Source organism: Vibrio bivalvicida, from assembly GCF_001399455.2.
GTDB lineage: Bacteria > Pseudomonadota > Gammaproteobacteria > Enterobacterales > Vibrionaceae > Vibrio > Vibrio bivalvicida.
On record NZ_LLEI02000027.1, the window covers coordinates 32,217 to 55,815 of the forward strand.

The following is a 23,599-nucleotide window of genomic DNA, read 5'->3' on the forward strand; positions in this document are numbered from 1 at the left end:
ATTGGAGTTGCAGCTAGGCAACAAGTAAGTTCAGCCCTATGAGCATAGGGGCTCTATGTGATTAGGGTGAACTTACGCAGTTAACAACGCTGCAGATTAAAGTATGAGGAGTATTATGCTAAGCCAACTTTACGCACTAACTCAGCAGTACGTGTCGCATAACCCATCTCGTTGTCGTACCAAGCGTAGATTTTCACCATACGCTTACCGACGAGCATAGTTGATAGCGCGTCAACAATCGTAGAGCGTTGGTCACCTTTGTAGTCAATCGACACCAATGGACGTTCTTCAAAGCCCAGAATGCCTTTGAATTCACCTTGTGATGCTTGTTTGAGTAACGCGTTCACCTCTTCCGCGGTGGTATCTTGTTTCACTTCAAAGATAATGTCGGTTAGTGAAGCGTTCGCCAGTGGTACACGCACTGCATGACCGTTAATGCGATTTTCTAGTTCAGGGAAAATCTCAACAATCGCTTTCGCACTGCCCGTCGTAGTTGGAATTAAGCTCATACCACAAGCACGCGCACGACGAAGATCTTTATGCGGTGCGTCAAGAATAGTTTGCGTGTTGGTCAAATCATGTATGGTAGTGAACGACGCATTTTCAATGCCTAACTTCTCATTGATGACCTTAACAATCGGAGCGATACAGTTAGTTGTACAAGAAGCGGCAGTCACTATCTGATGAACCACTGGATCGAATATCTCGTCATTCACGCCAACAACAATGTTCGCAATGCCTTGTTCTTTTACTGGCGCCGATACAACAACACGTTTAACACCTTGAGCTAGGTACTTGTTGAGGAATGAAGACTTGCGATGTACACCTGTAGCCTCAATCACCACATCGCAACCAGACCAGTCGACCGCATCAATCTCTTTCTCTTGAGTGGTATTGATAACCTGACCATTGATTAGGATTTGATTGCCTTCGGCTTTGACTTCGTGATGCCAGCGACCTTGCACTGAATCGAACTCTAGCAGATGTGCAAGCGTCGCAGTATCACCTGCTACATCATTAATCTGGACAAATTCTAGCTCCTGCCAATCAAAAGCCGCTCGAAGCGCTAAACGTCCAATACGACCGAAACCGTTAATACCTACTTTAATTGCCATAATTTTATCTCTTGCGTTGCTTAATTACTGACAGCAAACAGGTCGCGCCTGAATTGCATGAAGTCGTTCAATATCTTGTTGGTACTCTGTTTTAAGGCAGTTAGAAGCAACAAGATCATCAATCAATTTTTTCATCCATCCCGGTAAATCAGCAGCTAAACGGTAGAACACCCATTGCCCCTGACGGACATCAACCAAAATGCCATTTGAGCGTAGCTGAGCCAGATGACGAGAAATTTTCGGTTGGCTCTCTTGTAGCGCTTCGGTCAATTCACCCACACACAAACACTCTTCGCGCATAATCAACATCAGGCAGCGAACACGAGTTTCATCAGACAACAACTTAAAGAATTGGTGAGGTAACATAGAACATACTCATATATGGATATGCGTATATATTCATTTAAAAATGAGCTTAGATCAAGCCTGACATATGCATTGTCATAAAAGCTTAATAAATAAACTAAACGATGGTGTTGAGATCTTGGCTCCAGCGCTGAGCCTGAGAAATACGTGGCATAACTTCATTAAGTGATAGGTTAAGCTGCTCACACGCTGCTTCCATCCCCTGCCAATCTGCGCTTTCGTAGCACTCTTCCAGTCTGAGAAGGTCGCCAAAAGGGCCTTGCCTCTCTAACAAAGCGACCTTGATTGCCGCCGCTAAAGGGAGTTGCTCCACTAGGTCTTTAAGGGACATATCCAACATGGAGTCCAGCAGAGACAGTAAGCCAATCAGGAAAGCTTGTTCGCGGAATTGGTTGAAAGGATTGTCATTTGCCATCAGCAAGAAAAACTGGGCTCGCTGCAAACATAAGGTATAGATTTCTTTCGGCTTGTTAGCGGAAACGAACGAGGCAACCGCTAAAGAAACGAAGATTTTAAGCTTATCTTGACCAAGGTAGACCAAAGCCTGACGGAAAGAAGAGATAGGGACTGCGATACGGTTCGACATGGTATTAACGAAGCGCAGCAGTTTATACGACAGTGCCACGTCACGAGCGACGATTCGCTCGACCTTTTCAAAATCGACCTCCGACTGGCACACTTCTTTGAACAGCTCCATCGCTATAGCGTGCTGAGGGCTGACATAACGTTGTCGGACAATTTGTGGCTTGCTGAAAAAATAACCCTGAAAAAAACTAAAACCCGCGGATCGCGTCGCAAGAAACTCTTCCTCTGTTTCGACTCGCTCTGCAAGAAACTTACGTTTGATTCCCTTAGCTAAACGCTCCTTAACCAGAGCACAAGACTCTTCAAGCCCGGTCGCCATAATATCGATTTTGACTATTTGCACATACGGAAGAAACCGTTCCCACTCCGGCTTATAAACAAAATCATCCAGTGCAATTAAGTAACCACTGGCATGAATCTGCTTGATCGCTGCAAACAACTCATCATCTGGCGTACAGGTTTCCAGCACCTCAACGACGATTTGATCCTTAGGCAAAGAAAGGGGTAATAAACGTACTAAACTAGTGTGAGGAAAATTGATAAAACAGCGTGATGTTGCCAAGGCTGGATTAGTGCCTATGGATAGAAAATTTTCAACAATCAGGCGGTATGTCGCCCGATTAGATTCAACATGAGCAGGGTACGCGTTGTTTTCACCGTCGCGAAACAGCAACTCATACCCTAGAGTTTGTCGCTTGGCATTGAGTATAGGCTGGCGAGCCACATAGGTGTCTCTCATCCGATTAGGCATGATAGCTGACTACGCTTTTGCTGCCGCTAATAGAGCCCCACAGCCCATAAACATAGAGCCAAAGACTTTATTAATGCGCGACATGATCTTATCAGAGCGAATAAAGCGCCCCATTTGCGCCGCCAAGCTGGTATAGCCCAACATCACGCACGCGTCGATCGTCACAGTTGTCACACCCAATACCATAAGTTGGGTTAGTTGATCTTTAGTTGGGTCTATAAACTGTGGAAACAAAGCAACTAAAAACACAATAGACTTAGGGTTAGTCAGGTTGATCAATACTGCTTTACGCATCAAACTCCTGCTCGATAGGTGCTGAGTCGCTTCCGTGGCTGCTAAGCTAGAGTGATCGCGCCACTTTTGAATACCTAACCAAACCAAGTAAGCGGCACCCACCCATTTGATTATACTAAAGGCGAACGCAGACTGAGCCACCAACGCACCAATGCCAGCACCAACCAACATAATATGGATAGTTAGACCAATCTGAAGCCCTACAATTGCCGCCAGCGAACGACGAGTACCATAGCTCAAACCGTTACTAATTGAGTTCACCGTGCCAGACCCCGGCGCTAAGCTAAAAACAATCGCGGTGACCACATAAGCAAGCCAAACGTGCATATCCATAGTATTTCCTCTCGACTAAATGCAGCTAGAGACACATAATCTAACTCTGTCGCAAAAATGAAACCGTAATCAGGCGCTTAACAACCATGAATGATTCAAGCTTCAACATTACTCCTTCTTATACTCAAGAGTCCAATTTTGAGCAAGCAATCAATAACAATATTGCTAAATTATGGGAGTCTAGAGAAGAAGGTTATATAAAATCGTTCGATAAAACCGCGCTGTACTGGATTAAGCTCACTTCCCCAGAGCACAACAAAGCCATAGTCGTTGTCAATGGGCGTATTGAGTGCACCATAAAATACCAAGAGCTATTTTACGACCTATTCCACCAGGGTTACGATATTTATTCTTACGACCATCGTGGCCAAGGTTTGTCTGACCGCCTCATTGAAGACAAGCAGATGGGCTATGTTGAAGAATTCGATGACTACGTCAAAGACTTCGACAAGCTGCTGCATCATTTCAGCTTAGACATGTATCAGAAGCGCTACTTATTGGGCCACTCAATGGGGGGGAACATCGCAACTCGTTATCTGCAAACCTACGACTACCCATTTGATGCCGTTTCGCTCAGTGCACCTATGTACGGCGTGGATTTACCTTGGCATTTAAAGCCTATTGCGACAATTCTAGGCCAAATATTAACCGCTATTTATCCCAAACCCACATTCGCTCCAGGCCAGATGGCTTATTTCCCCAAACCATTTGACGGTAACTTACTAAGTCAAAGCGATGTCCGCTATCACTGGTTTCGTGATCTCTATGATCAACAACCTGAGCTTAAAATTGGTGGTGCAAGCACGCGTTGGGTGTGGCAGGGGCTGATGTCATGTAAGCAGTGCTATTTAATGACTCGCCACCTAAAGGCCCCTTTATTGGTCATGCAAGCGAGTGATGACCAAATCGTGTCAAATCAAGCTCAAATACGTTTTATGAAAAAACTTGCTCGCACCAATACCCAATGCGCATTTAAGATCGTTCACGGTGCGAAGCACGAGCTACTGTTTGAAAAAGATGAGCTTCGCAACCAAGCCCTTGATACCACATTGACCTTTTTCGAACAGCACTAAAATAGGAAATACCATAGGGTGATCTTTACCCTCTTTTTCCCCTTTATGTTCAAGTAAACTTACCCTCTCAACCCTAATGGGTAACTAACGCTGTACATACGAGGGTGACATGACCAAAACACGTAAAGATACTCCTTTTCACATTGTAGCCTCTGACCTTGATGGCACTTTACTCGCACCGAACCACCAACTGAGCGAGTTTTCTAAACAAACTCTCAAAGCGCTACACGAAAAAGGTTTCACATTTATCTTTGCGACTGGGCGTCACCACATTGATGTGGCAGGTATTCGCGAAATCGCCGGAATTCCAGCTTATATGATCACCTCTAACGGTGCCCGTGTTCATGACCAAAACGATCAACTGATGTACAGCAACAATGTCCCACAAGAGCTAGTCCAGCCAGTGATCGATGTGATCAGCGAAGATCCAAGCATTTTTATCCACATGTATCAAAACGAAGATTGGTTACTCGATCGAGAGGATGAAATGCTGGCTAAATTCCACAGCGAGTCTGGCTTTAGCTATAAGCGCTTCAACGCTTCTAAAGCACCTAGCGATGGTATCGCAAAAATCTTTTTTACCCATCCAGATCAAGATCACGATCACCTAGTCACATTTGAAAATAAACTGCGTGAAAAGTTTGGCGATAAGCTAAATATCGCTTTCTCTACCCCGTGGTGCCTAGAAGTCATGGCTGCAGAAGTATCAAAAGGCCATGCACTTGAAGCAGTAGCGAAATCGTTAGACTTGAACTTAGAAAACTGTATTGCTTTTGGTGATGGAATGAATGACGCCGAGATGCTAGAAATGGCCGGCAAAGGTTTGGTGATGGGTACCTCGCATCACAAGGTCAAAGAGGCGCTACCAAACAATGAAGTGATTGGCAGCAATGAAGATGATGCTGTGGCTCACTACCTGCACGATAATCTTTTTTAGATAGCGGCTATCGCAATCAATTCAATACAGGCTGCATTACGCAGCCTGTTTTGTTATCGCAGTTACCTTTGGCTAGGTAGTTTTTCTTTATCTAAAATCGCAGCCCACTCTTGCTCGGTGACTGGCATGATGGACAGCCGATTACCCCTTTTCACCAGCGGCATATTTTCTAGTTCTGGCATTGTTTTCAGTACTGTCAGTGGGATCAAACGATCTGTCTTACGCACGAACTCGATATCAACCATAAACCAGCGTGAATTGTCTGGTGTTGATTTCGGGTCGTAATAATCACTTTCAGGATCAAACGAAAAATGGTCGGGGTATGACTCCTTCACCACCTTCGCAATCCCTGCCACTCCGACTTTCTTACAAGATGAGTGATAGATCAGCACCAAATCACCGAGTTTGACTTGATCACGCATCATGTTACGTGCCTGATAATTACGTACTCCTTCCCAGCATGAGGTATTTTGTGTTCGGAGTGTGTCAATAGAAAAGGTGTCTGGTTCAGTTTTGAATAGCCAATATGCCATAATAGGCTCCGCCAGTTTCTTAATAGGGAAGATATAGCATGAAGGCGCTCCGAAACCCAGCAGCTGTGATCATTTTACTCGCATTACAAGCCTGTTCGACGTCAACAACCATCGAAGACAACGACCCTAAAACGGTCGTGCAAGCGAGCTTAGACAAGCCTGATACGATAAAGCCGCAAACCTTTGTTATGCGCGGTGAAGTCGTGCTTGGCCATGAAGTACGCTCCATTACACCCTGTGGTAGTAATCAACAGTATTGGCTCGATATCTCTGACGATCGCTTCCATCAAGCGCTAAAGTTAGTTCGCTCTCCTTATGCTCCTCTTTATGGTGAAGTTATCGGTCACCTTGAAACTGGCCAAGCGGATGGTTTTGTTGCTGACTACAGTGCACGCTTTGTTGTCGACTCGATTAACCTTCTTAGCGCAGAGAATCCAAAGCGTTGTGATCAAGCGCTTAAACCGACCAGAGCTTTTGGCAATGAGCCCTTCTGGTCGATTAATTTCGCCAGCAACACGCTGACTTTTCAGAAAATCGGTGAAGATAAACGCCAGTTAGCGCTCTCAGGTAGCCGTATTGAATCTGATCGACGTCGTTACCAGTTTGAAGGTGGTTCACTAGAGCTCAACCAACGTAGCTGTGTTGATGGGATGAGCGATTCACTTTATGGCTGGAGTGCAACACTTGAGCTTGAAGGCAACAGCTACCAGGGGTGTGCCACCCTATCTAATCAAGACACCACTCAGGATTGGACTGGTCTCTATCAAGCGGCCTCAACCAAATCGAGCAACTTTAGCGTCGCATTAAAAATCTTTCCGGATCACTCAGCAACAACCACCTACAGCTACACGACAGGAGAAGCGGATTCCGTTGAGAGTGGCTACTGGCAGCAGCTTAACAAAGACCAGATTCAAGTGGTGATGACTCGTCATCAACAGCAAGCATTATTGTCAGAGCGAATCTTCACTCGTGATGGCTACCAACTCAGCGCTAGCCAAGAGAAGGTAGGCAGTCTTATCTATCCTATTGCCGATGGTGGATTGACTCTGTTTAAAGCACCGCCAGACATGCAAAGCGCCACTTCGAAGGCGACTTCAAATCCGCAAGCCATCCCTTCTAGCGCCGAATTCAACCCTAAAGTCGACCAAGCATTACGTGATTACTTTAAATCCGAAAATACCGATCCAACTGGAACACGATACCGCTGGTTGGAGTACGACCTAAATGGTGATGGCAAGAAAGAACTGCTGACACAATTAGACTGGTGTGGCTCTGGTGGTTGTACCTTGCTGATTTTTGAAAATCACCAGCAAGCTTGGCGTTTCAACAGCCGTATAACTCTAGTCAGAACACCTATTAATCTCGGCTTAGGGCAAAGCAATGAATGGCAAGACTTAATCTTGTTTGTCAGTGGCGGTGGGACGATTCCTAATCAACACGTGCTAAAACATCAAGGTGGTAGCTACCCACTCAATCCAAGCTCCGCACCTGTTGCTGACTATGACCAAATCAGTCCAGTACAACTGTTCTCCGACGGACAAACGCCACATCAACAAGGTGTCCTGCTGTGAGCCCAACGAGCCTCCCTGAGGGTAATCCATGCCCTCAGTGCAAGTTGCAGTATCAATGTGTATGCCACAAGCTACCGAGCATCAACACTCGCTTCCACCTTGCACTGTTAACCCATGAAAATGAAGCTACGCGTGAAACCAATACCGGCCAATGGCTAGATAAGAGCCTATCTTCAACCAGTGTACATATTTGGCAACGCACCCAACCTTGTGACAAACTGCTAGCTATGCTGCAAAGTGAGAAATACCAGGCTTACTTACTGTTTCCTGGCGACAAAAGTGTCGCAGTAACTCAGGCAGTCGCTCAGGCTAAACAAAACAGCAAGACACCTTTATTTATCGTTCTCGATGGCACATGGCAGGAAGCAAAAAAGATGCTGCGCAAAAGTCACTGGCTTAAGGTGCTTCCTCTCATCCGTATTAACCCAACTAAAAATTCAAGCTATCAATTGCGTCGTAATCAAGAGCAAGGTCATTTGTGCACTATAGAAGTAGGCTGTGAGATACTCAAAGAAGTAGGTCAAACCGAGCAAGCCAATCAGCTACTCACCTTCTTTGACCACTATATGCAAGCTTTTAAGGCCGACAAGAGTGGTCATGCTTTAAAAACTAAAACAAACGACTAGGCTCGGCAAAGTAGAAACCTTGCAGATAGTCCACACCTAGGTTTTCTGCGATTTTGCACACTTCTTGATTGTGCACAAACTCAGCCACCGTTTTCGCATTGAGTACTTGGCATAACTTAACCAACTGACCTGTAATTTGACGCTGTTTGGGGTCTTGATCTATGGTTTTTATTAAGCTGCCATCAAGCTTGATCACATCTGGTTCTAAGCGAATGATTTCGTCAATATTCGAGTAACCAGAACCAAAATCATCCACCAGTAGTCGCACACCAAGTTGTTTAAAGTGAGCGCAAATTTCTGCCATGCGACCAAAATCTTTAATCCGCTCTGACTCTAAGACTTCAATACCCAATCGATAGGGATCATTCATCTGTGAGACGGCTTGCTCTAAAAGGTAGAGGGTTTTGTCACTGAGCATATCTTGCGGGGACAAGTTAACGGAAAATGAATCTTGCTTATCAGCCATATATTCTATGGTTGACGCCAGCATGTGGCGACTTAATCGCGTATAGAGATGCGTGCCTTCAATTATCGGCAAGAACCGACCAGGAGCAATAATCTCACCATCATCTTCAATACGCACTAAACACTCTTGCGATACCTGTTTGCGCGTGTGAGCAGCAAAGATTGGCTGACTGTAAGTTATAATCCGTTTATTGAGAATAGCGCGGCTAACCACCCCCATCAGATTGAGCTTATCCTGCTGCTCCATCGCACTAATTGAGCAATCACAAGCATTCAAAAAGTGCGTATTACGAACCTTGCCAGTTCGGCGGGCATCAATCGATTTAAGCAGTAACTCATCTCCTGAAATTGCCTGAAAATCCCGTTTACTCGCAATACCACCTGAGACGGACACCGATAGATAGTCGACTTCAGGCAAACCATAGGGCTCAAAGTTAATATGCTCAATCTGATCGGCAAACTGAGAAAACTCCTGCTGGATTTCTTCACCAGGTGCATCAGAGGAAAAAACCAATGCCCATTCCGCAGTGCCAATATAAAACAATTGATCGATAATTGGTGCCCAGCGAAGTTGTGAAAGGCTACCGATACAGTAGTCGCTTAAATCTCGAATAAGCTCATCAGCAACTTGATAACCATATTTCTCATTGATTTGATGAAAATTTGATAGCTTCAAAGTGACCACATGCTCATCATCTTTCACGACCTTCAACCTATCTTGCAAAGCCACGCGGTTTTTTAGCCCGGTACGCTTATCCAATCGATAACTGTTGATGAGCTTTTCGGTTTGCTGAGCGAGTTTGAACTCCATATTTTTCTGCGTTTGATTAAGATCATCGATCGTATAGCTGATCAAATGAAACAAAGGGGAAACGGGAAACTCTGCTTTTTCGTTTAAAACCAGCGCTGGGCGAGTCACGTCTTCACTGTAAGCCACGTAGGTCATACTGTGGTGAAGAGTTTGCTGCGTCTCACCTTGATAGAATTCACCCAGGCAGTATGAGCCACAACACGTTTCGAATTGGTCGAATAGCTGAGTTTCACTGACGCCTTCAATAAACTCCAAACGCGATTCACAATTATAGATAAATATCGACTCTGGATTGTGACGAGCTAAACCAATGACATCATGTCGTACCTGCTCCAGCGTTAGAGAGGGGTGGTTATAGCAAATTCGTACTTCATCACCGATATCCACTGCATTATCCACTTCAATACTGCCATCTGGATACAACTCTCTCGGACAGCTAACGACTCCAGAGCTACTTTTTAAAGGGAAGCTCAACATCTGCTCTAAGGTCAGAGTCCGACCTTCGGAAAGTCGAGTTTGATAAAGTGAATAAGCGGGTTGATAGTCTAACGAGCGTAATTTGGTGCCGTCGGCATCGGTGACTCTAAGTGGCCCACCAATCGGTGTCCATTCAGAAAATGCACGACGCCAAACCTGAAGTTTGTCACTGTGCAAGGCAACAGAAACCGTCATTTTTTGGAATGTTTGATTGCCAAACAACACCCACTCTTCTCGATCAGCAACATTCGCAGCCACGCCACCACTAATAGGGACATTGGTCAGCGTGCCTAAAGCTTGATAGAGATTAAAATCAAGCGAGCTGACATGTTGTGAAAAGCTAATGATCGACTTGGAATGATGGTTAAGAGCAAGTCCACAGATGATCTGTTTTGCTTCAGGAAGCGGGTTATCAGTAATAGGTACACAAGTAGAAGTGACACTCGTGTGCTCAAAACAGGATACAGAAACCAAGCTACCCCGGTGGATAACCTGACCATCAACTATGGTGTGACGAGTACTATGCCCGATGATATGGCATCCAGGAATATGCTCAAGAATATGGTCTGCATAGTCGCATACGACTTGCTCTGGATCCGTAGACAGAAGCTGAACAAGAAACGAAGAGTAATTCTTCGTCGGAATATCCCTTAGATACGCAATTAATTGCCGATTATTGGTAATCAACTTTGAATATGTGCGCATTTAAAAGCCTAAGACGTTGTCGATTTAGATTTATGTTTTGCTATACCGTAATCGAACTAAACCAATATGAAAAGTGTTGTTTTGATCTAAAGTTATTTACATCTCGCTCAATAATAGCAGGTCATTTAATCGATTCACTTCAACGTCTGGTAGCACGCGCGACTTATTGATGTGGTAAATATTCTTACCCTGATCGTTGTACCAACAAGCTTGTAAACCACTCAGCTTAGCACCGACAACATCTGAAACTAAGTGATCACCAACATGAAGGATGTTTTCCGCTGGTACGGATAAAAACCGTTGAGCTTTGTGGAACAACTCTTGATGGGGTTTAGCGTAACCGTCTGGCCCTGCTTTCAAGACCAAGGAAAAGTAGTTCGCTAAACCTATCTTATCTACATCGACGTTACCATTGGTTATCGCCACCAAAGGAAAGCGTTTTGCTAACTCGGCCATCACACCGTGTGACTCTTGCGGTACGGTAAAGTCGCTACGTAAGCGCAGCACCTCTTCAATAGCGTCATTGGCCGCTTGCTTTGCCTGCTGTTCTCGATAACCCAAAATATATAAACCTCGCTCAATCTGCTTAAAACGCCATAGTGTGACGTCATTGAGCAGCCAAGGGTCATCTTCAGATAAGGAACGCTTTAAGTCATACCACCAGCGCAAGGTTTTAGTGGCAGAAATAGGATGGTACCTGTGCAGCCATGCCACCATTTTTGCTTCCACCTGACGAATAACAGGGCGATTGTCATACAGCGTATCGTCAAGGTCGAAGGTCATCGCTTGGATAGGCTTCAAATGGCGGAAAAACTGCATTAGTCGCTATCCTTCTTTTTCGCTCTTGGGTGTGCCTGGTCATACACTTCGGCAAGATGTTGAAAATCTAAATGAGTATAGATTTGCGTAGTAGAAATGTTTTCATGGCCAAGCAACTCTTGTACAGCACGTAAATTGTTACTCGACTCCAACATATGAGTCGCAAAAGAGTGGCGCAACTTATGCGGACTAATATGGCTGGCTACCGACTGTTTTTGCCCCCACTCAGCCATACGCTTTTGCACACTACGGTGTGAGATTCTAACCCCAAGCTTAGAGACAAATAGCCCCTCTTCATCGCTGTTGGCCAGACTCGGTCTTAGTTTCAGCCATTTGGCAACCCACTCTGCGGCCATACCGGAAAATGGGACTTTACGTTCTTTGTCACCTTTACCAACAACTCTCAGCTCACCAGAAGAGAGACGAACATCTTTAACGTTGACGCTAACCATCTCGGCTAAACGCAAGCCCGCACCGTACATGAGCTCCATCATGGCTCTATCTCGCACTGCGAGTGGATCATCTTCATTAACTTCAAGCAACTGACCGACTTCATCCACATCGAGATTCTTAGGCAGTGGGCGCTTTTTACGTGGTGCAGACACCCCTTTTGCGGGATTGGCCGTCATTTCTCCACGCAAGATAAGAAAGTCAAAGAAGCTACGCAGCGATGAAAGGCGTGTCGCTAAACTACTCGCTTTCATTCCTTCGCGCATGCCTTTACTGGCAAGTTGACGAACCCATCCAGCATCAACCTGTTGCCACTCCTTCAAGCCAAGATGAGCGAGGTGTCGAGCCATAGTTTCAAGCTGCTGTTTATAATTACGTTGAGTGTGTAAACTCAGCCCCTTTTCGCTCCTTAGATATTCGTAGAAGCGTTCAAGGGGCCGTTGAAGACCTTTAGGCAGAGGTGCTAGTGATTCGCTCATGGTCTTCGCTTTGCCAAGGTAGGCTATCGATAAGATGGGAAAGAACAAGGGCTAAGTGGCGCAAGAACAGGGTATCCATATGAGGTTGGAAGTGTCCACCATCGCTGCTTGAAAAGACCAATACACCTTGCAGAGTTTGCTTGTGTAGTGGCAATACCACGTAAGAACCCATTTCTGGTGCACGCTGATTGTCACCAAATAAGAGTTCGCGATCCACTTTGCGCATACGGCCTAAGTAGGCATTTTTGCCATTAAGATGATTGGTCGAAAATCGTTGGTAACGCTCTTTACTTAGCGAATAGTAATTCGACTCGCTATCAAGCAGGCGAACATAAGCCACCAAATCGAGTGACTTTGCCATCTCTTCAATCGCTTTTACCACTGACAATAGCGAATCACATTTTAGGATCTGCTCCTGAAGCTGCATAAACTCATGGAAAGTACGATCATTGTTCTTCGCCAAAGACATTAAAGCCGTGATCTCTTCTTCCAACTCTTCAATCCGTTGACGCTGGCGATTCATTTGCACATGCACCAAAGAGACAGCGCCTTGTTCTTGATGAGGGAGCGCTAGCCGATCGACTAAATCACGTCGATGATGAAAAAAGTCAGGATTGTCACGCAGGTATTCGGCAACCACTTCCGCCGTTAGCGCATCCGCTTCTATTTGAGACACGTTAGTTCCTTATTTCTTATTATTAGCAGCTTAGTTGACCATCAAATACATGGGTAGCAGGTCCTGTCATATACAGCGGTTTACCTTCGCCTTGCCATGCAATTTTAAGTGAACCGCCTGGCAAGTTAACCGTCACTTTGTCATCCAACAGCCCTTGGACAATGCCAACCGCAACCGCGCCACATGCACCACTGCCGCACGCTTGAGTTTCACCTGCACCACGTTCATAGACGCGCAAATTCACCTCGTCACGACTTACGACCTGCATAAAGCCTGCGTTGACACGTTCAGGGAAGCGCTCATGAGATTCTAATAAAGGACCAAGAGTATCTACATCGGCTGTTGCAACGTCATCTACCACATTGACAACATGAGGGTTACCCATGCTTACGGCGCCACAGAATAGTGTTTTATCATCAGTACGAAGAATATAGGTTTTCTCAGTTTGCTTGGCTTTAAACGGAATCTTGTTCGGCTCAAATTCAGGAACCCCCATATTCACGGTTACCTGATCGTCTTCCTCAATGTTAAGAACCATTTTTCCTTTTTTGGTACTCACACTGACGCTGTACTTATTAGTCAGCCCTTTCATGCGCACAAAACGAGCAAAGCAACGCGCACCATTGCCACATTGCTCAACTTCACTACCATCAGCATTAAAAATCCGATAGTGGAAATCTGTTTCTGGATCATAAGGAGCTTCAACCACTAGTAGCTGATCAAAGCCCACCCCAGTATGACGATCCGCCAAGCGGCGAATAAGGTCTGGGGAAAAGAAAATGTTCTGGGTAATGCAATCAACAACCATGAAATCATTACCCAAACCGTGCATTTTAGAAAAATGGAAATGCATAAGACTCCAATTACTCCGGAAGTACGTTTTCAAGTGCCCAAAGGCTAGATAGCTCTTCTCTCTGGCGGACTAGGTGAGCTTTTTTACCATCAACCATCACTTCTGCTGCGCGGCAACGGGTATTGTAGTTAGACGACATAACAAAGCCGTATGCACCAGCCGAGCGCACTGCTAACAGATCGTTTTGTTGCAACACGAGGGCGCGGTCCTTGCCGAGGAAGTCACCGGTTTCACAGATAGGACCTACCAGATCATAGGTCACAGCTTCACCTTCACGTGGTACCACAGGTACAATATCCTGCCATGCTTGGTACAACGCTGGACGCATTAAGTCATTCATCGCTGCGTCAATAACGGCAAAATTCTTGTGTTCAGTGTGCTTAAGGAACTCAACTTTAGTCAGTAGCAAGCCTGCATTAGCGGCGATAGCTCTACCTGGCTCGAAAATCAGCTCAAGATCTTGATGGTTTTCTAAACGGCCAAGTAGCGCTTTAGCGTAATCGGAAGGCTCTGGTGGCAGTTCATCACGATAGACAACACCGAGACCACCACCAACATCAAGATGGTCGATAGTAATTCCCTGCGCTTTCAAGTCGTCAATCAGCGCAAGTAAACGGTCAGTCGCATCAATGAACGGCTCAATATCCGTTAGCTGAGAACCAATATGACAGTCAATGCCCTGTACGTTGAGGTTTGCTAAGCTTTGAGCAAACTTATAAACCGCAGGGGCACGATCAAATGCAATACCAAATTTGTTATCACGTAAACCAGTAGAAATATAAGGGTGAGTATTGGCGTCAACATCTGGGTTGATACGCAGAGAAATCGGCGCTTTGACACCCAATTCACCAGCAACCTTGTTTAGGCGCTCTAATTCAGGCTCAGACTCAACGTTGAAGCACTTAATACCTAACTCTAGCGCACGCTTCATTTCCGCTGCTGTTTTACCTACACCGGAGAAAACCACTTTACTAGGTTCACCGCCCGCGGCAATCACACGCTCTAGTTCACCACCAGAGACAATATCAAAGCCAGAACCCAAACGCGCTAAGGTATTTAACACCCCTAGGTTAGAGTTCGCTTTCACTGCGTAACAAACAAGATGTGGATGCTCTCCGACCGATTTATCAAATGCATGCCAATGGCGTTCAAGTGTCGCGCGCGAGTAAACGTAAAGTGGCGTACCAAACTGCTCTGCCAGTTCAGTCAGTGAGACGTCTTCGGCCCATAGCTGGCCATCATCCTGATAGTTGAAGTAATCCAAAGTACTTTCCCTTATATTCTGATTTTAGTTTTATTGCGAAGGTTGCTCTTGTTGTGGAGCGTCTTCAGGCATGTATAGAGGTCCAGTTTGACCACAGCCAGCTAAGCCAAGGACTGAAAAGATAAATAGCGCTAAGATTGATTTTTTCATCGGTTGTATCGTGATTATTCTGTCAATGCCCCCTATAATCGCACCACACTCAAGAAAAGCAATAGGATAGATTAGATGAACGATACTGAATTTCATCAGTTGGTAGATGTTCAAATGCAAATCATCGAGGAAATGATTGATGATTCAGGTGCGGACATCGACTACGAGACGTCTGGAAACGTAATGACATTGGAGTTCGAAGACCGTAGTCAAATCATTATCAACCGCCAAGAGCCAATGAAAGAGATTTGGCTAGCCTCAAAATCCGGCGGTTTCCACTTTGCTCTGATTGACGAGCAGTGGACATGCTCTAAAACAAGTCTTGAGCTGATCGCGATGGTAAAACAAGAGTGTGAAAAACACTGCGATGAAGAGATTGAGTGGGTATAATCTCCCATCAACGACAAAGAGCATCAATTGATGCTCTTTTTTGTATCTAGGCGTTAGCTATTTTACTTGGTCTTGAATAACTTGCCCCATCGTTGCGATAAGGTACGATGTATGGCTCATCTTCTTCAGGATGGACAATCTGATAATACTGCGGCAAGTTGAAATTGATCAGCTTAGACGACAGGGGATTCTCATCTTGCACCGAGGTGTAGAAACTGTTCACGCTCGCAATCATTTCGTCTTTCTCACCTTTAAACTGGTGGTAGACTTCAACTCGATTCGCTTCATCAAGCACATAAATATTAAAGCCCAGCTCACTGTCTTCAAAGAAGAACTGAATCAAACCTTCGCTGGCAAAACCGTCTACAATATCGGGCAGTTGATAATCTTGCTCTTTATCGAGCATTAACAGCGGTGAACCTTTGAGTTTATTGGTTGAGATACTGCGGTAGAAATCCACCGAGTTTTCCAACATTTGCACAGAAACGCCACGACGTTCAAAGAACAATCCATAGGTTTGCTGACCAATACGCAACGCTTTAAAGCGGCGACGTTTCTCCTGCTCAATCGGTTTTAAGCGCAAATCGATACACTCAGCAAGGAGTTGATAGACCATGTTACGCATCACACCACGTAAATTTTTACTGTAGCAGAATACATCTACTGACTCAGGTGGAATGGCATCTTGGTGCATTTTACCCAACACTGTTTTTAGAGCATCAAGCATCGCTGTCTCGCCTTTAAAATGCAAAGTGCGCACTTCGTGCCAAGAGTTGCGGTACACCAAGTCGACACTGCCGACTAAGCACTTCTGCTCACGTCCAAAGCTGAAAATATCCGTGGTCTTAGGATCAAGCTTAAGTGATTTGCCACTTAACTCCGACGTTGGATCATTCTCGAAGTTAATAAACATCGCTAACTGGCTAATCTCACACGGGCTAGCTAATGCCTGCATCGTTGGACGACGCTTACGTAGCGAGAAGGTATTACGCAAATCACTCACCATCTGATAAAACTTGTCGATATCAAGGTGAGCATCGCGTATAACCGAGTGCAGTCGAGTCGACTCGGTAATTAAACCATTAAAGAATGACCAAGCAACTAGCTTACTTAGGTACTCATTATGCTCAAGTGGGGCCTGACCAAGAATTCTGTGTGGCGTCAGCGGCTGCTTATACAGATACCATCCTGATTGATTAGTACGACCAGGGCGCACTTCAATAAAGGTTAAATCTGACTCGTGTAAATCTGGCGAGATCTGTGGGTTGAGCAATGTCACTTTGCCCGGTAACACTTCAAATGCCGCGTATAACTTACGTGCAAGAATACTGATATCCTGAGGACTGATCGCCGAGGTAATATCATTGCGGCGCGCAAACTGAATTAGGTTACGGTAACTTTGCATCAAAGCATCAAGCAAAGCGTGATGCACCACCTTAACTTGTTCTACCTTCCAATTACGGCGGTCATCCAATTCAGCAATAACAGATGTATCCCAATCCCACTTCTGAACCATGTCGGCTAAAGCTTCACGTCGCCAAGCGACAGAGCCAATACTTGGCTCTCGAGACAACTTCTCATGAGTTTTAAGGTAAAAACAACGACGAACAAGATCTAAACGAGTACTGTCACCGATTCGCTGTAAATAACGCGTCACCTTTTCGAGCATCAGATAATATGCATCCATCCCGTAAAGATCGGGTTCGTGAGCAAAAAAACGGCGTTTAGTATCAAGGCTTAGAAGTTGAGTATTAGGGTACTCCCACGAATAGGCTTCTAACAGAATGGCTTTTAGAACTGACTTATATGGCGAATCGATACTCTTGTATAGCTGCCATAAGTTCGAACCAAAATACTCCTCTGCAGGAATTCGGTTGAGCTGACCGAAATCGATCCATTTCGAACAATCGATATAACCTTTACTACAGAGGTCTGTAACATATTCGTCGTAGCACTCTTCCATTTCAGGAGGAACAATTTGCCACAATAAACGCTGACCAGCGAGTCGCACTGCACTACGGTAGAATTCATCGAGCAACAACAAATGTTGGGAAGAACCACAGTTATCGCCTGTCATCTCTTCAGAGTGGTTTGAGCGGAAACGCTGCTCATCCATCAAGAAGAAGTTTGCTTCCACACCCTGAGTTTGAGCCCAGTCAGTAATCAACAAACATTTGTTGGTGAGGCTTTCACGTTCGTCACAACTCATGCTTGGCGAAACGCACACCCAAATATCTAGGTCGCTTGATGTACTTTGACCAATAGAAGAGGTACTACCCATAGTGTACAGCCCTAAAATCGCAGGGGTATCACTAGTAGTAAGAAGCTGACCAATGGTTAACTGAGTGTCTTCAACGAACTGCTGCTGAATATCATTCAATTCGAATTCGCGAATACCGAATGGTACTTGCGCGTCAAAATATCCAGGAATAACCGGATGATTGAAATGAAGCAATGTCGGGATCAGGTGGAACACTCGCTGACTTGGCAAATCCATAAGAGCCAGCGCACGTTCAACACGTTGCTGGTTTAGGTTATCAAGTCTTTTAACTAGCGTCTTAGTGTAAGCCTGCAAGGGAGTTTCCTTGGTTCATATCCTAGATGGCACCTTGACTATTAATTGTTCTAAAGCACCAACAAAACGTGATCAATCTATCACTTTTCTTTGGATTGGTAAAGAAATGTACGATCGATTCGACACATTTTTGTCCATCTGAAGTCGTCGCTCTTAGTGTGGTACGTAACTACTATTAATAATAATAGCCTACTTTACAAACGAGACCTTAATCACACTCTTTTAATCATTTTGTGCTAGCAAACATCTAAGCCTCATGTGAACAAATAAGCAATAATACTTTTTTTGCCGACAGTGGTAGGATTAGAGCATTATTTTGTTATCAGCAGAACACTATGACTCAACAAACCCCAATTCGAATCGCTACTCGCAAAAGCCCTCTTGCCCTTTGGCAAGCTCACTACGTTAAAGATGCTTTGATGTCTGCTCACCCGGGCTTGGAAGTTGAGCTAGTAACCATGGTAACCAAAGGCGATATCATCCTAGATACCCCTTTAGCAAAAGTTGGCGGTAAAGGTTTGTTCGTAAAAGAGTTAGAAGTGGCCATGCTCGAAGGACGTGCAGACCTTGCCGTTCACTCGATGAAAGATGTTCCTGTCGACTTTCCAGAAGGTCTTGGCCTAGTCACAATCTGCGAACGTGAAGATCCTCGTGATGCTTTCGTCTCGAACACATTTAACAATATTGATGAGCTACCTCAAGGGGCGGTTGTGGGTACTTGTAGCTTACGACGACAGTGTCAGCTAAAAGAATATCGTCCAGACTTAGTGATCAAAGAGCTGCGTGGTAACGTGGGGACACGTCTAGGTAAACTCGATGATGGCCAATACGATGCCATTATCCTAGCGGCGGCAGGCCTTAAGCGCCTAGAACTTGAAGAACGTATTAAAAGCTTTATCGAACCAGAACAATCTCTACCAGCCGTAGGGCAAGGCGCAGTAGGCATTGAGTGTCGCCTTGATGACGAGCGCCTAATTCAACTGCTTGAACCACTCAATCATAAAGAAACCACTGATCGCGTCCTATGTGAGCGTGCTATGAACCTAACTCTAGAAGGGGGCTGTCAGGTACCTATTGGCAGCTACTCTCTAATCGATGGCGATAACATCTGGTTGCGTGCTCTAGTCGGCGAGCCTGATGGTTCAAAGATAGTTCGTGGTGAGATTCGCGGCTCTCGCACTGAAGCTGAAGCATTGGGCGTTAAGCTTGCAAATCAGCTACTCGACGATGGTGCGCAAGAAATCTTAACCAAGCTATACGCGGATCACGAGTAACTCTATATGGCAGTACTGGTCACTCGGCCGGGACAACAAGGCCGCTCACTATGTGAACAATTATCAGGAATTGGTATTGCAAGCTACCACCAACCTCTGATTGAAATCCAGCCCGGAGAGCAATTGCTAGGGCTGGAGGTATCCATTTCCCAATTCAATATTATTATCGCTGTCAGTCAGCATGCGGTGACAGCCACAGATACTCACCTTAAGCAGCAAGGTCAAAACTGGCCAACCAACTCCATCTACCTTGCCGTTGGTCAAAAAACAGCGCACGTTTTAAGCAAAGCGACTCAACAAAAAGTACACTACCCACAAGTCAGTGATAGTGAGCACCTGCTCCAGCAAGAGCCCCTTTGCTCCATCGCCAACAAAAAGATACTCATCTTACGTGGCAATGGCGGCCGAGAGCTGATTTTCGACACACTCGTTGCTCGAGGGGCTTTGGTCGAATATCGCGAGGTGTATAAACGAGAAAACCTAGCTTTCCGCTCAGATTTGCTCGTTCCTATCTGGCAGAATGAACGAATAACTCAATTAGTCATCACCAGTTCAGGTCAGCTTAGTTACTTTGTTTCTCTGCTAACTGATGACCACAAGAACTGGTTATTTACGCTCCACCTTTATGTACCTAGTGAGCGAATAGCGCAACAAGCACGAGAAGTCGGTTTTCAAGTTGTTACCAACACCTTCAGTGCCTCAAATAAAGTATTACTGGCTGCTCTCCGGCCAAGTGAAACAGGACAATAAGTAATGACCAACAAAAATAACAACGATAACAACACCCCTGACCAAGAAAAAAAATCGGCAGAGGAAGTAACCAAAGCAGCACCAATAGCGTCTGAAACTATTCAAGCTCCAGCGGATGAAACTACCGTAGAGAAAACAACACCATCTGATCCTAATTTGGCTTCAAGCACTCCGCCTGAGTTTGAAGAAAAGCAAGGCAAGCGCGGTGTCAAACTCGGCACTATTGCGATTGTTATCTCTTTACTGTTTGGTGGTGGCCTCACCTTCCAAATGCAGCAGAAAAATGCTCACTATCAAGCGCAAATAGAAGCACTACAAACTCAGCTCAAAAATACGCAAAGCACGATTCAATCCGAACTTGAATCAACTCAACAGCAAGCCATTGCCAAAGCGACTGAGGTTACCCACCGTGCTGAAACCATTCTTGAACAGCAACAAAAAAGTATTGAAAGTTTGCAAGTGGCTGTTGCTGACGTGAAAGGTCGACGACCAAATGACTGGCTGCTTGCAGAGGCCGATTACTTAGTCAAACTGGCAGGTAGAAAACTGTTTTTAGAACACGATGCGGTGAGTGCCACCAAACTAATGGAAAGTGCCGATCAGCGAATCGCGGCTCTTAATGACCCAAGCCTAGTACCTCTACGTAAATCTATGGCTAACGACATTACCAAGCTAAAAACTATTCCGCTTGTCGATAGAGAAGGCTTAGTGCTGCGAATTACTGCGCTGCAACAGCAGGTTGATAGCCTGCCGTTAGCCAATGCACTGTTACCAGAAGCGCAGCAGGTCGAGAAACAGGTTGTTTCTGAAGATGTAAATGATTGGCAAAATAACTTAATGGCCTCTCTAAAAGACTTCTCCGAGAACTTCATTACGTTTAGAACTCGTGATGGTAATGTCATCCCGCTACTATCGCCGGAACAACACTTTTACTTGAAAGAGAATATTAAGGCTAAGTTAGAGACAGCAATTAAAGCCGTCTATGTAGAACAGCAAGAGATCTACAGCACCGCATTAACTACAGCAGATAAGTGGTCAGCGACTTTCTTTAATCAAGACTCCAATGAAGTGAAAGAATTCAATAAAGCACTTGAGCTATTAAGTAAACAGAAGGTAGAAGTTGAATACCCAGTAAAACTGGAAACTCAGCAACAACTATCCGATGTTATTCGTGAACGCTTACGCCGCGAAGTTACTACCTTAGTAAGGGAGGAAAACTAATGTTTCGAATTATTTTCCTCTTTGTCGTTCTTGGCTTAGGTCTGTTTGCCGGAACTCAGTATGCAGGCCAACAAGGCTATGTGCTGATTTCAGTTGCTGGCAAGACGATTGAGATGAGTGTGACGACTTTGGTGATATTTATTATTGCTACACTCGCCGCTCTGTTCGGCCTTGAGTTTATAGTGAAAAAAGCACTGAGCGCCAGTTCTTCAACATGGAATTGGTTCAGTGTGCGAAAAATGCGTCGCTCACGCCGTTATACCAACGAAGGTATCATCAAGTTACTAGAAGGTGACTTCAAACTCGCGGAGAAAAAGGTCACACGCTGGGCAAACCACCATGACATGCCGCTGCTATGCTACCTGGTTGCCTCAGAAGCTTCGCAAGGTATGGGCAATAATGAGCAACGTGACCGTTACTTAGAATTAGCCGCCCAGCAAGATGATTCTCTGTTAGCCGTTGAGCTTACCCGTGCAAAACAACAGATTCGTGACGCCAACTATAACGATGCTTTCGATACACTTTCTAACTTAAAAGGCCCCTATCCCAATAACGCGATTGTCTTGAACCTTCTCAAGCAAGTTTATATTGAACTCAAGCTGTGGCAGCCACTAATCGAGCTATTGCCTAAATTAGTCAAGCACAAGATCGTCTCAAAAGAAGAGCAGCCCCCCCTAACTCAACGCGCTCAATGCGGTCTACTCACTGAAGTCGCTGAGCAAAAAGGCAGTGAAGGGTTAATTGCTCACTGGAATGCTCTGCCGCGTAAAGCTAAGGTGGATGCACACCTTGTCGAATGCTTTGCCAAACAGCTAATCGCTCGCCAAGCCGATAGTGAAGCCTTCACTCTAATTAAAGAGACACTTAGCAAACATCCTAACTCTAATCTCTACGCTCTATTGCCAGAGCTGAAATTAGTAGACAGCCACCCTGTGGTTACCTTCTTAGAAGGTGCTCTGCGCAAAGACTCTAACAACGCGGAAGCGCACAGCGCAATCGCTCAGTTCCATTTACGCAATGAAGAGTGGCCGCAAGCTCAGCAGCACTTAGAGAAGGCACTGTCTGTACGCTCTAATGTGTCAGACTACAGTTACCTTTCTGATGCATTAGAGAAGCAGAACTTAACTAAGGCAGCTCATGAGGTATCGAAGAAGGCTCTTACTCTTATCAAAGAACCTGCCGCTTAGTAAATCAATTAGAAATGAACTGTCCAAAGCCACTCACTCGAGTGGCTTTTTTAATATCTAATCAATACGGCGCGAATCGAAAAACATTAAGGGTTGCAGTGAGAGTACTCACGTTGTCTGTTCGCTATAGAACAAGGATACGGGAACGGACTTCGTCCTACGGAAAACTGGAAAACTGGAAAACTGGAAAACTGGAAAACTGGAAAACTGGAAAACTGGAAACGATAGAAGGGTAGATACCTAGTGTCCACTCTCCTTTTACTGCTGTCGTCCTCAAGATCGAGGGATGCGTGAGTTGGGGGATCTCTTCTAGCGAGTTGATAACCTTGAGAGATTCCCTACTCGCTCCTTCGTCACTCTATGGAATGACCGAAGCTATAAAGATTGTAGACCTGTATGAGCAGCTCTTTTGGGAGTCCGGTAATTCAGTTCATTGTAAACCATCGGCTCTGTCAGCCAACACTCACCTCTCGCAGGGTGAAGCCCGTTCTCGTATCTCGAGTGAAACGTTCTCGAGGACGTAGTCCGTTCCACTTCCCCTAAAACGCAAGAAGCCCGTTGCGTTAGCAGCGGGCTTCTAAAACGACAAAACCCAGTCCGAAGACTGGGTTTTTAAATAAGTGGCGGAGCGGACGGGACTCGAACCCGCGACCCCCGGCGTGACAGGCCGGTATTCTAACCAACTGAACTACCGCTCCGCACTGGTTAGACTCTTGAGTCTAAATTTAAAGCCTGGCGATGTCCTACTCTCACATGGGGAAACCCCACACTACCATCGGCGCTAATTCGTTTCACTTCTGAGTTCGGCATGGAATCAGGTGGGTCCAAATCGCTATGGTCGCCAAGCAAATTCTTAATTCGGAAAGCTG

At 45.3% G+C, this 23,599-nt stretch carries 22 protein-coding genes, 1 tRNA gene and 1 rRNA gene; 9 read left to right on the top strand and 15 right to left on the bottom strand.

Translation table 11 applies throughout. The annotated features are described in order from the left end of the window. Positions 1-113: 113 nt before the first annotated feature. The 4 genes from APB76_RS10215 to rhtB all read right to left on the bottom strand — a co-directional run bounded on the left by APB76_RS10215 (position 114) and on the right by rhtB (position 3,444). A complete protein-coding gene (locus APB76_RS10215) occupies positions 114-1,115 on the bottom strand; it encodes an ArsJ-associated glyceraldehyde-3-phosphate dehydrogenase (protein ID WP_054963387.1) in 1,002 nt (333 codons plus the stop codon). 24 nt (positions 1,116-1,139) lie between these two features. Further along, positions 1,140-1,481, bottom strand: a complete 342-nt coding sequence (locus APB76_RS10220; RefSeq protein ID WP_004745032.1) for a metalloregulator ArsR/SmtB family transcription factor — start codon at positions 1,479-1,481, stop codon at positions 1,140-1,142. A 97-nt stretch (positions 1,482-1,578) separates the two neighbouring features. Beyond that, positions 1,579-2,805, bottom strand: coding sequence for an EAL and HDOD domain-containing protein (locus APB76_RS10225; RefSeq protein ID WP_054963386.1), 1,227 nt, complete (start codon positions 2,803-2,805; stop codon positions 1,579-1,581). Between the two features lie 21 nt (positions 2,806-2,826). Continuing rightward, the gene (gene rhtB, locus APB76_RS10230; protein WP_054963385.1) at positions 2,827-3,444 is read right to left on the bottom strand and encodes a homoserine/homoserine lactone efflux protein; all 618 of its coding nucleotides are present in this window, start codon (positions 3,442-3,444) and stop codon (positions 2,827-2,829) included. A gap of 86 nt (positions 3,445-3,530) precedes the next feature. On the opposite strand from rhtB, the gene APB76_RS10235 reads away from it, so the two are divergent. Beyond that, positions 3,531-4,517, top strand: coding sequence for an alpha/beta fold hydrolase (locus APB76_RS10235; RefSeq protein WP_054963384.1), 987 nt, complete (start codon positions 3,531-3,533; stop codon positions 4,515-4,517). 109 nt (positions 4,518-4,626) lie between these two features. Beyond that, positions 4,627-5,454 (top strand): Cof-type HAD-IIB family hydrolase, encoded by an 828-nt coding sequence (locus APB76_RS10240; RefSeq protein ID WP_054963383.1) that lies wholly within the window; start codon positions 4,627-4,629, stop codon positions 5,452-5,454. Between the two features lie 62 nt (positions 5,455-5,516). Here APB76_RS10240 and APB76_RS10245 read toward each other — a convergent pair whose 3' ends face one another. Continuing rightward, entirely contained in the window at positions 5,517-5,987 is a 471-nt protein-coding gene (locus tag APB76_RS10245; protein ID WP_054963382.1) for an EVE domain-containing protein, read from the bottom strand. A gap of 38 nt (positions 5,988-6,025) precedes the next feature. Between APB76_RS10245 and APB76_RS10250 the strand changes: the two genes are divergently transcribed. After that, positions 6,026-7,558, top strand: coding sequence for a COG3650 family protein (locus APB76_RS10250; protein ID WP_054963381.1), 1,533 nt, complete (start codon positions 6,026-6,028; stop codon positions 7,556-7,558). Continuing rightward, positions 7,555-8,184 carry a tRNA-uridine aminocarboxypropyltransferase gene (locus APB76_RS10255; protein WP_054963380.1) on the top strand — a complete coding sequence of 210 codons (630 nt, stop codon included), beginning with the start codon at positions 7,555-7,557 and terminating at the stop codon, positions 8,182-8,184. Before APB76_RS10250 ends, APB76_RS10255 begins: the two co-directional genes overlap by 4 nt. Here the strand turns inward: APB76_RS10255 and APB76_RS10260 are convergent. From APB76_RS10260 to lptM, 7 genes are all read right to left on the bottom strand, one after another. Continuing rightward, complete coding sequence (locus tag APB76_RS10260) at positions 8,168-10,642, bottom strand: bifunctional diguanylate cyclase/phosphodiesterase (protein ID WP_054963379.1); 2,475 nt, start codon at positions 10,640-10,642, stop codon at positions 8,168-8,170. The two genes, APB76_RS10255 and APB76_RS10260, sit on opposite strands and share 17 nt — an antisense overlap. A gap of 96 nt (positions 10,643-10,738) precedes the next feature. Continuing rightward, entirely contained in the window at positions 10,739-11,461 is a 723-nt protein-coding gene (gene yigB, locus APB76_RS10265) for a 5-amino-6-(5-phospho-D-ribitylamino)uracil phosphatase YigB (RefSeq protein WP_054963378.1), read from the bottom strand. Continuing rightward, positions 11,461-12,390 (bottom strand): tyrosine recombinase XerC, encoded by a 930-nt coding sequence (xerC, locus tag APB76_RS10270; RefSeq protein WP_054963377.1) that lies wholly within the window; start codon positions 12,388-12,390, stop codon positions 11,461-11,463. Before xerC ends, yigB begins: the two co-directional genes overlap by 1 nt. Further along, positions 12,362-13,066: a DUF484 family protein gene (locus APB76_RS10275; RefSeq protein WP_049845278.1), complete on the bottom strand. Its 705-nt coding sequence runs from the start codon at positions 13,064-13,066 to the stop codon at positions 12,362-12,364. Before APB76_RS10275 ends, xerC begins: the two co-directional genes overlap by 29 nt. 22 nt (positions 13,067-13,088) lie before the next feature. Next, positions 13,089-13,919: a diaminopimelate epimerase gene (dapF, locus tag APB76_RS10280; RefSeq protein WP_054963376.1), complete on the bottom strand. Its 831-nt coding sequence runs from the start codon at positions 13,917-13,919 to the stop codon at positions 13,089-13,091. Between the two features lie 10 nt (positions 13,920-13,929). Further along, a complete protein-coding gene (gene lysA, locus APB76_RS10285; RefSeq protein ID WP_049845276.1) occupies positions 13,930-15,183 on the bottom strand; it encodes a diaminopimelate decarboxylase in 1,254 nt (417 codons plus the stop codon). 30 nt (positions 15,184-15,213) lie between these two features. Next, on the bottom strand, positions 15,214-15,333 hold the full coding sequence (gene lptM / locus APB76_RS23535) for an LPS translocon maturation chaperone LptM (protein WP_408058679.1): 120 nt from the start codon (positions 15,331-15,333) through the stop codon (positions 15,214-15,216). Positions 15,334-15,408: 75 nt separating this feature from the next. Between lptM and cyaY the strand changes: the two genes are divergently transcribed. After that, a complete protein-coding gene (gene cyaY / locus APB76_RS10295; RefSeq protein ID WP_049845274.1) occupies positions 15,409-15,723 on the top strand; it encodes an iron donor protein CyaY in 315 nt (104 codons plus the stop codon). A 46-nt stretch (positions 15,724-15,769) separates the two neighbouring features. On the opposite strand, the gene APB76_RS10300 is transcribed toward cyaY, so the two are convergent. Then, positions 15,770-18,298: a class I adenylate cyclase gene (locus APB76_RS10300; RefSeq protein WP_049845273.1), complete on the bottom strand. Its 2,529-nt coding sequence runs from the start codon at positions 18,296-18,298 to the stop codon at positions 15,770-15,772. A gap of 335 nt (positions 18,299-18,633) precedes the next feature. Here APB76_RS10300 and hemC point away from each other — a divergent pair, with 335 nt between their 5' ends. The 4 genes from hemC to APB76_RS10320 are packed head-to-tail and all read left to right on the top strand — an operon-like array spanning position 18,634 to position 22,730. Next, positions 18,634-19,572: a hydroxymethylbilane synthase gene (hemC, locus tag APB76_RS10305; protein WP_054963375.1), complete on the top strand. Its 939-nt coding sequence runs from the start codon at positions 18,634-18,636 to the stop codon at positions 19,570-19,572. A 6-nt stretch (positions 19,573-19,578) separates the two neighbouring features. Continuing rightward, the gene (locus APB76_RS10310; protein WP_049845271.1) at positions 19,579-20,322 is read left to right on the top strand and encodes a uroporphyrinogen-III synthase; all 744 of its coding nucleotides are present in this window, start codon (positions 19,579-19,581) and stop codon (positions 20,320-20,322) included. A gap of 3 nt (positions 20,323-20,325) precedes the next feature. Continuing rightward, positions 20,326-21,543 carry a uroporphyrinogen-III C-methyltransferase gene (locus tag APB76_RS10315; protein ID WP_054963374.1) on the top strand — a complete coding sequence of 406 codons (1,218 nt, stop codon included), beginning with the start codon at positions 20,326-20,328 and terminating at the stop codon, positions 21,541-21,543. Next, positions 21,543-22,730 (top strand): heme biosynthesis protein HemY, encoded by a 1,188-nt coding sequence (locus APB76_RS10320; protein WP_054963373.1) that lies wholly within the window; start codon positions 21,543-21,545, stop codon positions 22,728-22,730. The genes APB76_RS10315 and APB76_RS10320 overlap by 1 nt, the downstream gene beginning before the upstream one ends. 621 nt (positions 22,731-23,351) lie before the next feature. Here the strand turns inward: APB76_RS10320 and APB76_RS10325 are convergent. After that, positions 23,352-23,428, bottom strand: a tRNA-Asp gene (locus tag APB76_RS10325). A gap of 32 nt (positions 23,429-23,460) precedes the next feature. Further along, positions 23,461-23,576, bottom strand: a 5S ribosomal RNA gene (gene rrf, locus APB76_RS10330). Positions 23,577-23,599: the final 23 nt, after the last annotated feature.

Coding starts and splice junctions, on each gene's coding strand:
- APB76_RS10215 (WP_054963387.1), bottom strand. CDS start 1,115: ATGGCAATTAAAGTAGGTATTAACGGTTTCGGTCGTATTGGACGTTTA.
- APB76_RS10220 (WP_004745032.1), bottom strand. CDS start 1,481: ATGTTACCTCACCAATTCTTTAAGTTGTTGTCTGATGAAACTCGTGTT.
- APB76_RS10225 (WP_054963386.1), bottom strand. CDS start 2,805: ATGAGAGACACCTATGTGGCTCGCCAGCCTATACTCAATGCCAAGCGA.
- rhtB (WP_054963385.1), bottom strand. CDS start 3,444: ATGGATATGCACGTTTGGCTTGCTTATGTGGTCACCGCGATTGTTTTT.
- APB76_RS10235 (WP_054963384.1), top strand. CDS start 3,531: ATGAATGATTCAAGCTTCAACATTACTCCTTCTTATACTCAAGAGTCC.
- APB76_RS10240 (WP_054963383.1), top strand. CDS start 4,627: ATGACCAAAACACGTAAAGATACTCCTTTTCACATTGTAGCCTCTGAC.
- APB76_RS10245 (WP_054963382.1), bottom strand. CDS start 5,987: ATGGCATATTGGCTATTCAAAACTGAACCAGACACCTTTTCTATTGAC.
- APB76_RS10250 (WP_054963381.1), top strand. CDS start 6,026: ATGAAGGCGCTCCGAAACCCAGCAGCTGTGATCATTTTACTCGCATTA.
- APB76_RS10260 (WP_054963379.1), bottom strand. CDS start 10,642: ATGCGCACATATTCAAAGTTGATTACCAATAATCGGCAATTAATTGCG.
- yigB (WP_054963378.1), bottom strand. CDS start 11,461: ATGCAGTTTTTCCGCCATTTGAAGCCTATCCAAGCGATGACCTTCGAC.
- xerC (WP_054963377.1), bottom strand. CDS start 12,390: ATGAGCGAATCACTAGCACCTCTGCCTAAAGGTCTTCAACGGCCCCTT.
- dapF (WP_054963376.1), bottom strand. CDS start 13,919: ATGCATTTCCATTTTTCTAAAATGCACGGTTTGGGTAATGATTTCATG.
- lptM (WP_408058679.1), bottom strand. CDS start 15,333: ATGAAAAAATCAATCTTAGCGCTATTTATCTTTTCAGTCCTTGGCTTA.
- cyaY (WP_049845274.1), top strand. CDS start 15,409: ATGAACGATACTGAATTTCATCAGTTGGTAGATGTTCAAATGCAAATC.
- hemC (WP_054963375.1), top strand. CDS start 18,634: ATGACTCAACAAACCCCAATTCGAATCGCTACTCGCAAAAGCCCTCTT.
- APB76_RS10310 (WP_049845271.1), top strand. CDS start 19,579: ATGGCAGTACTGGTCACTCGGCCGGGACAACAAGGCCGCTCACTATGT.
- APB76_RS10315 (WP_054963374.1), top strand. CDS start 20,326: ATGACCAACAAAAATAACAACGATAACAACACCCCTGACCAAGAAAAA.
- APB76_RS10320 (WP_054963373.1), top strand. CDS start 21,543: ATGTTTCGAATTATTTTCCTCTTTGTCGTTCTTGGCTTAGGTCTGTTT.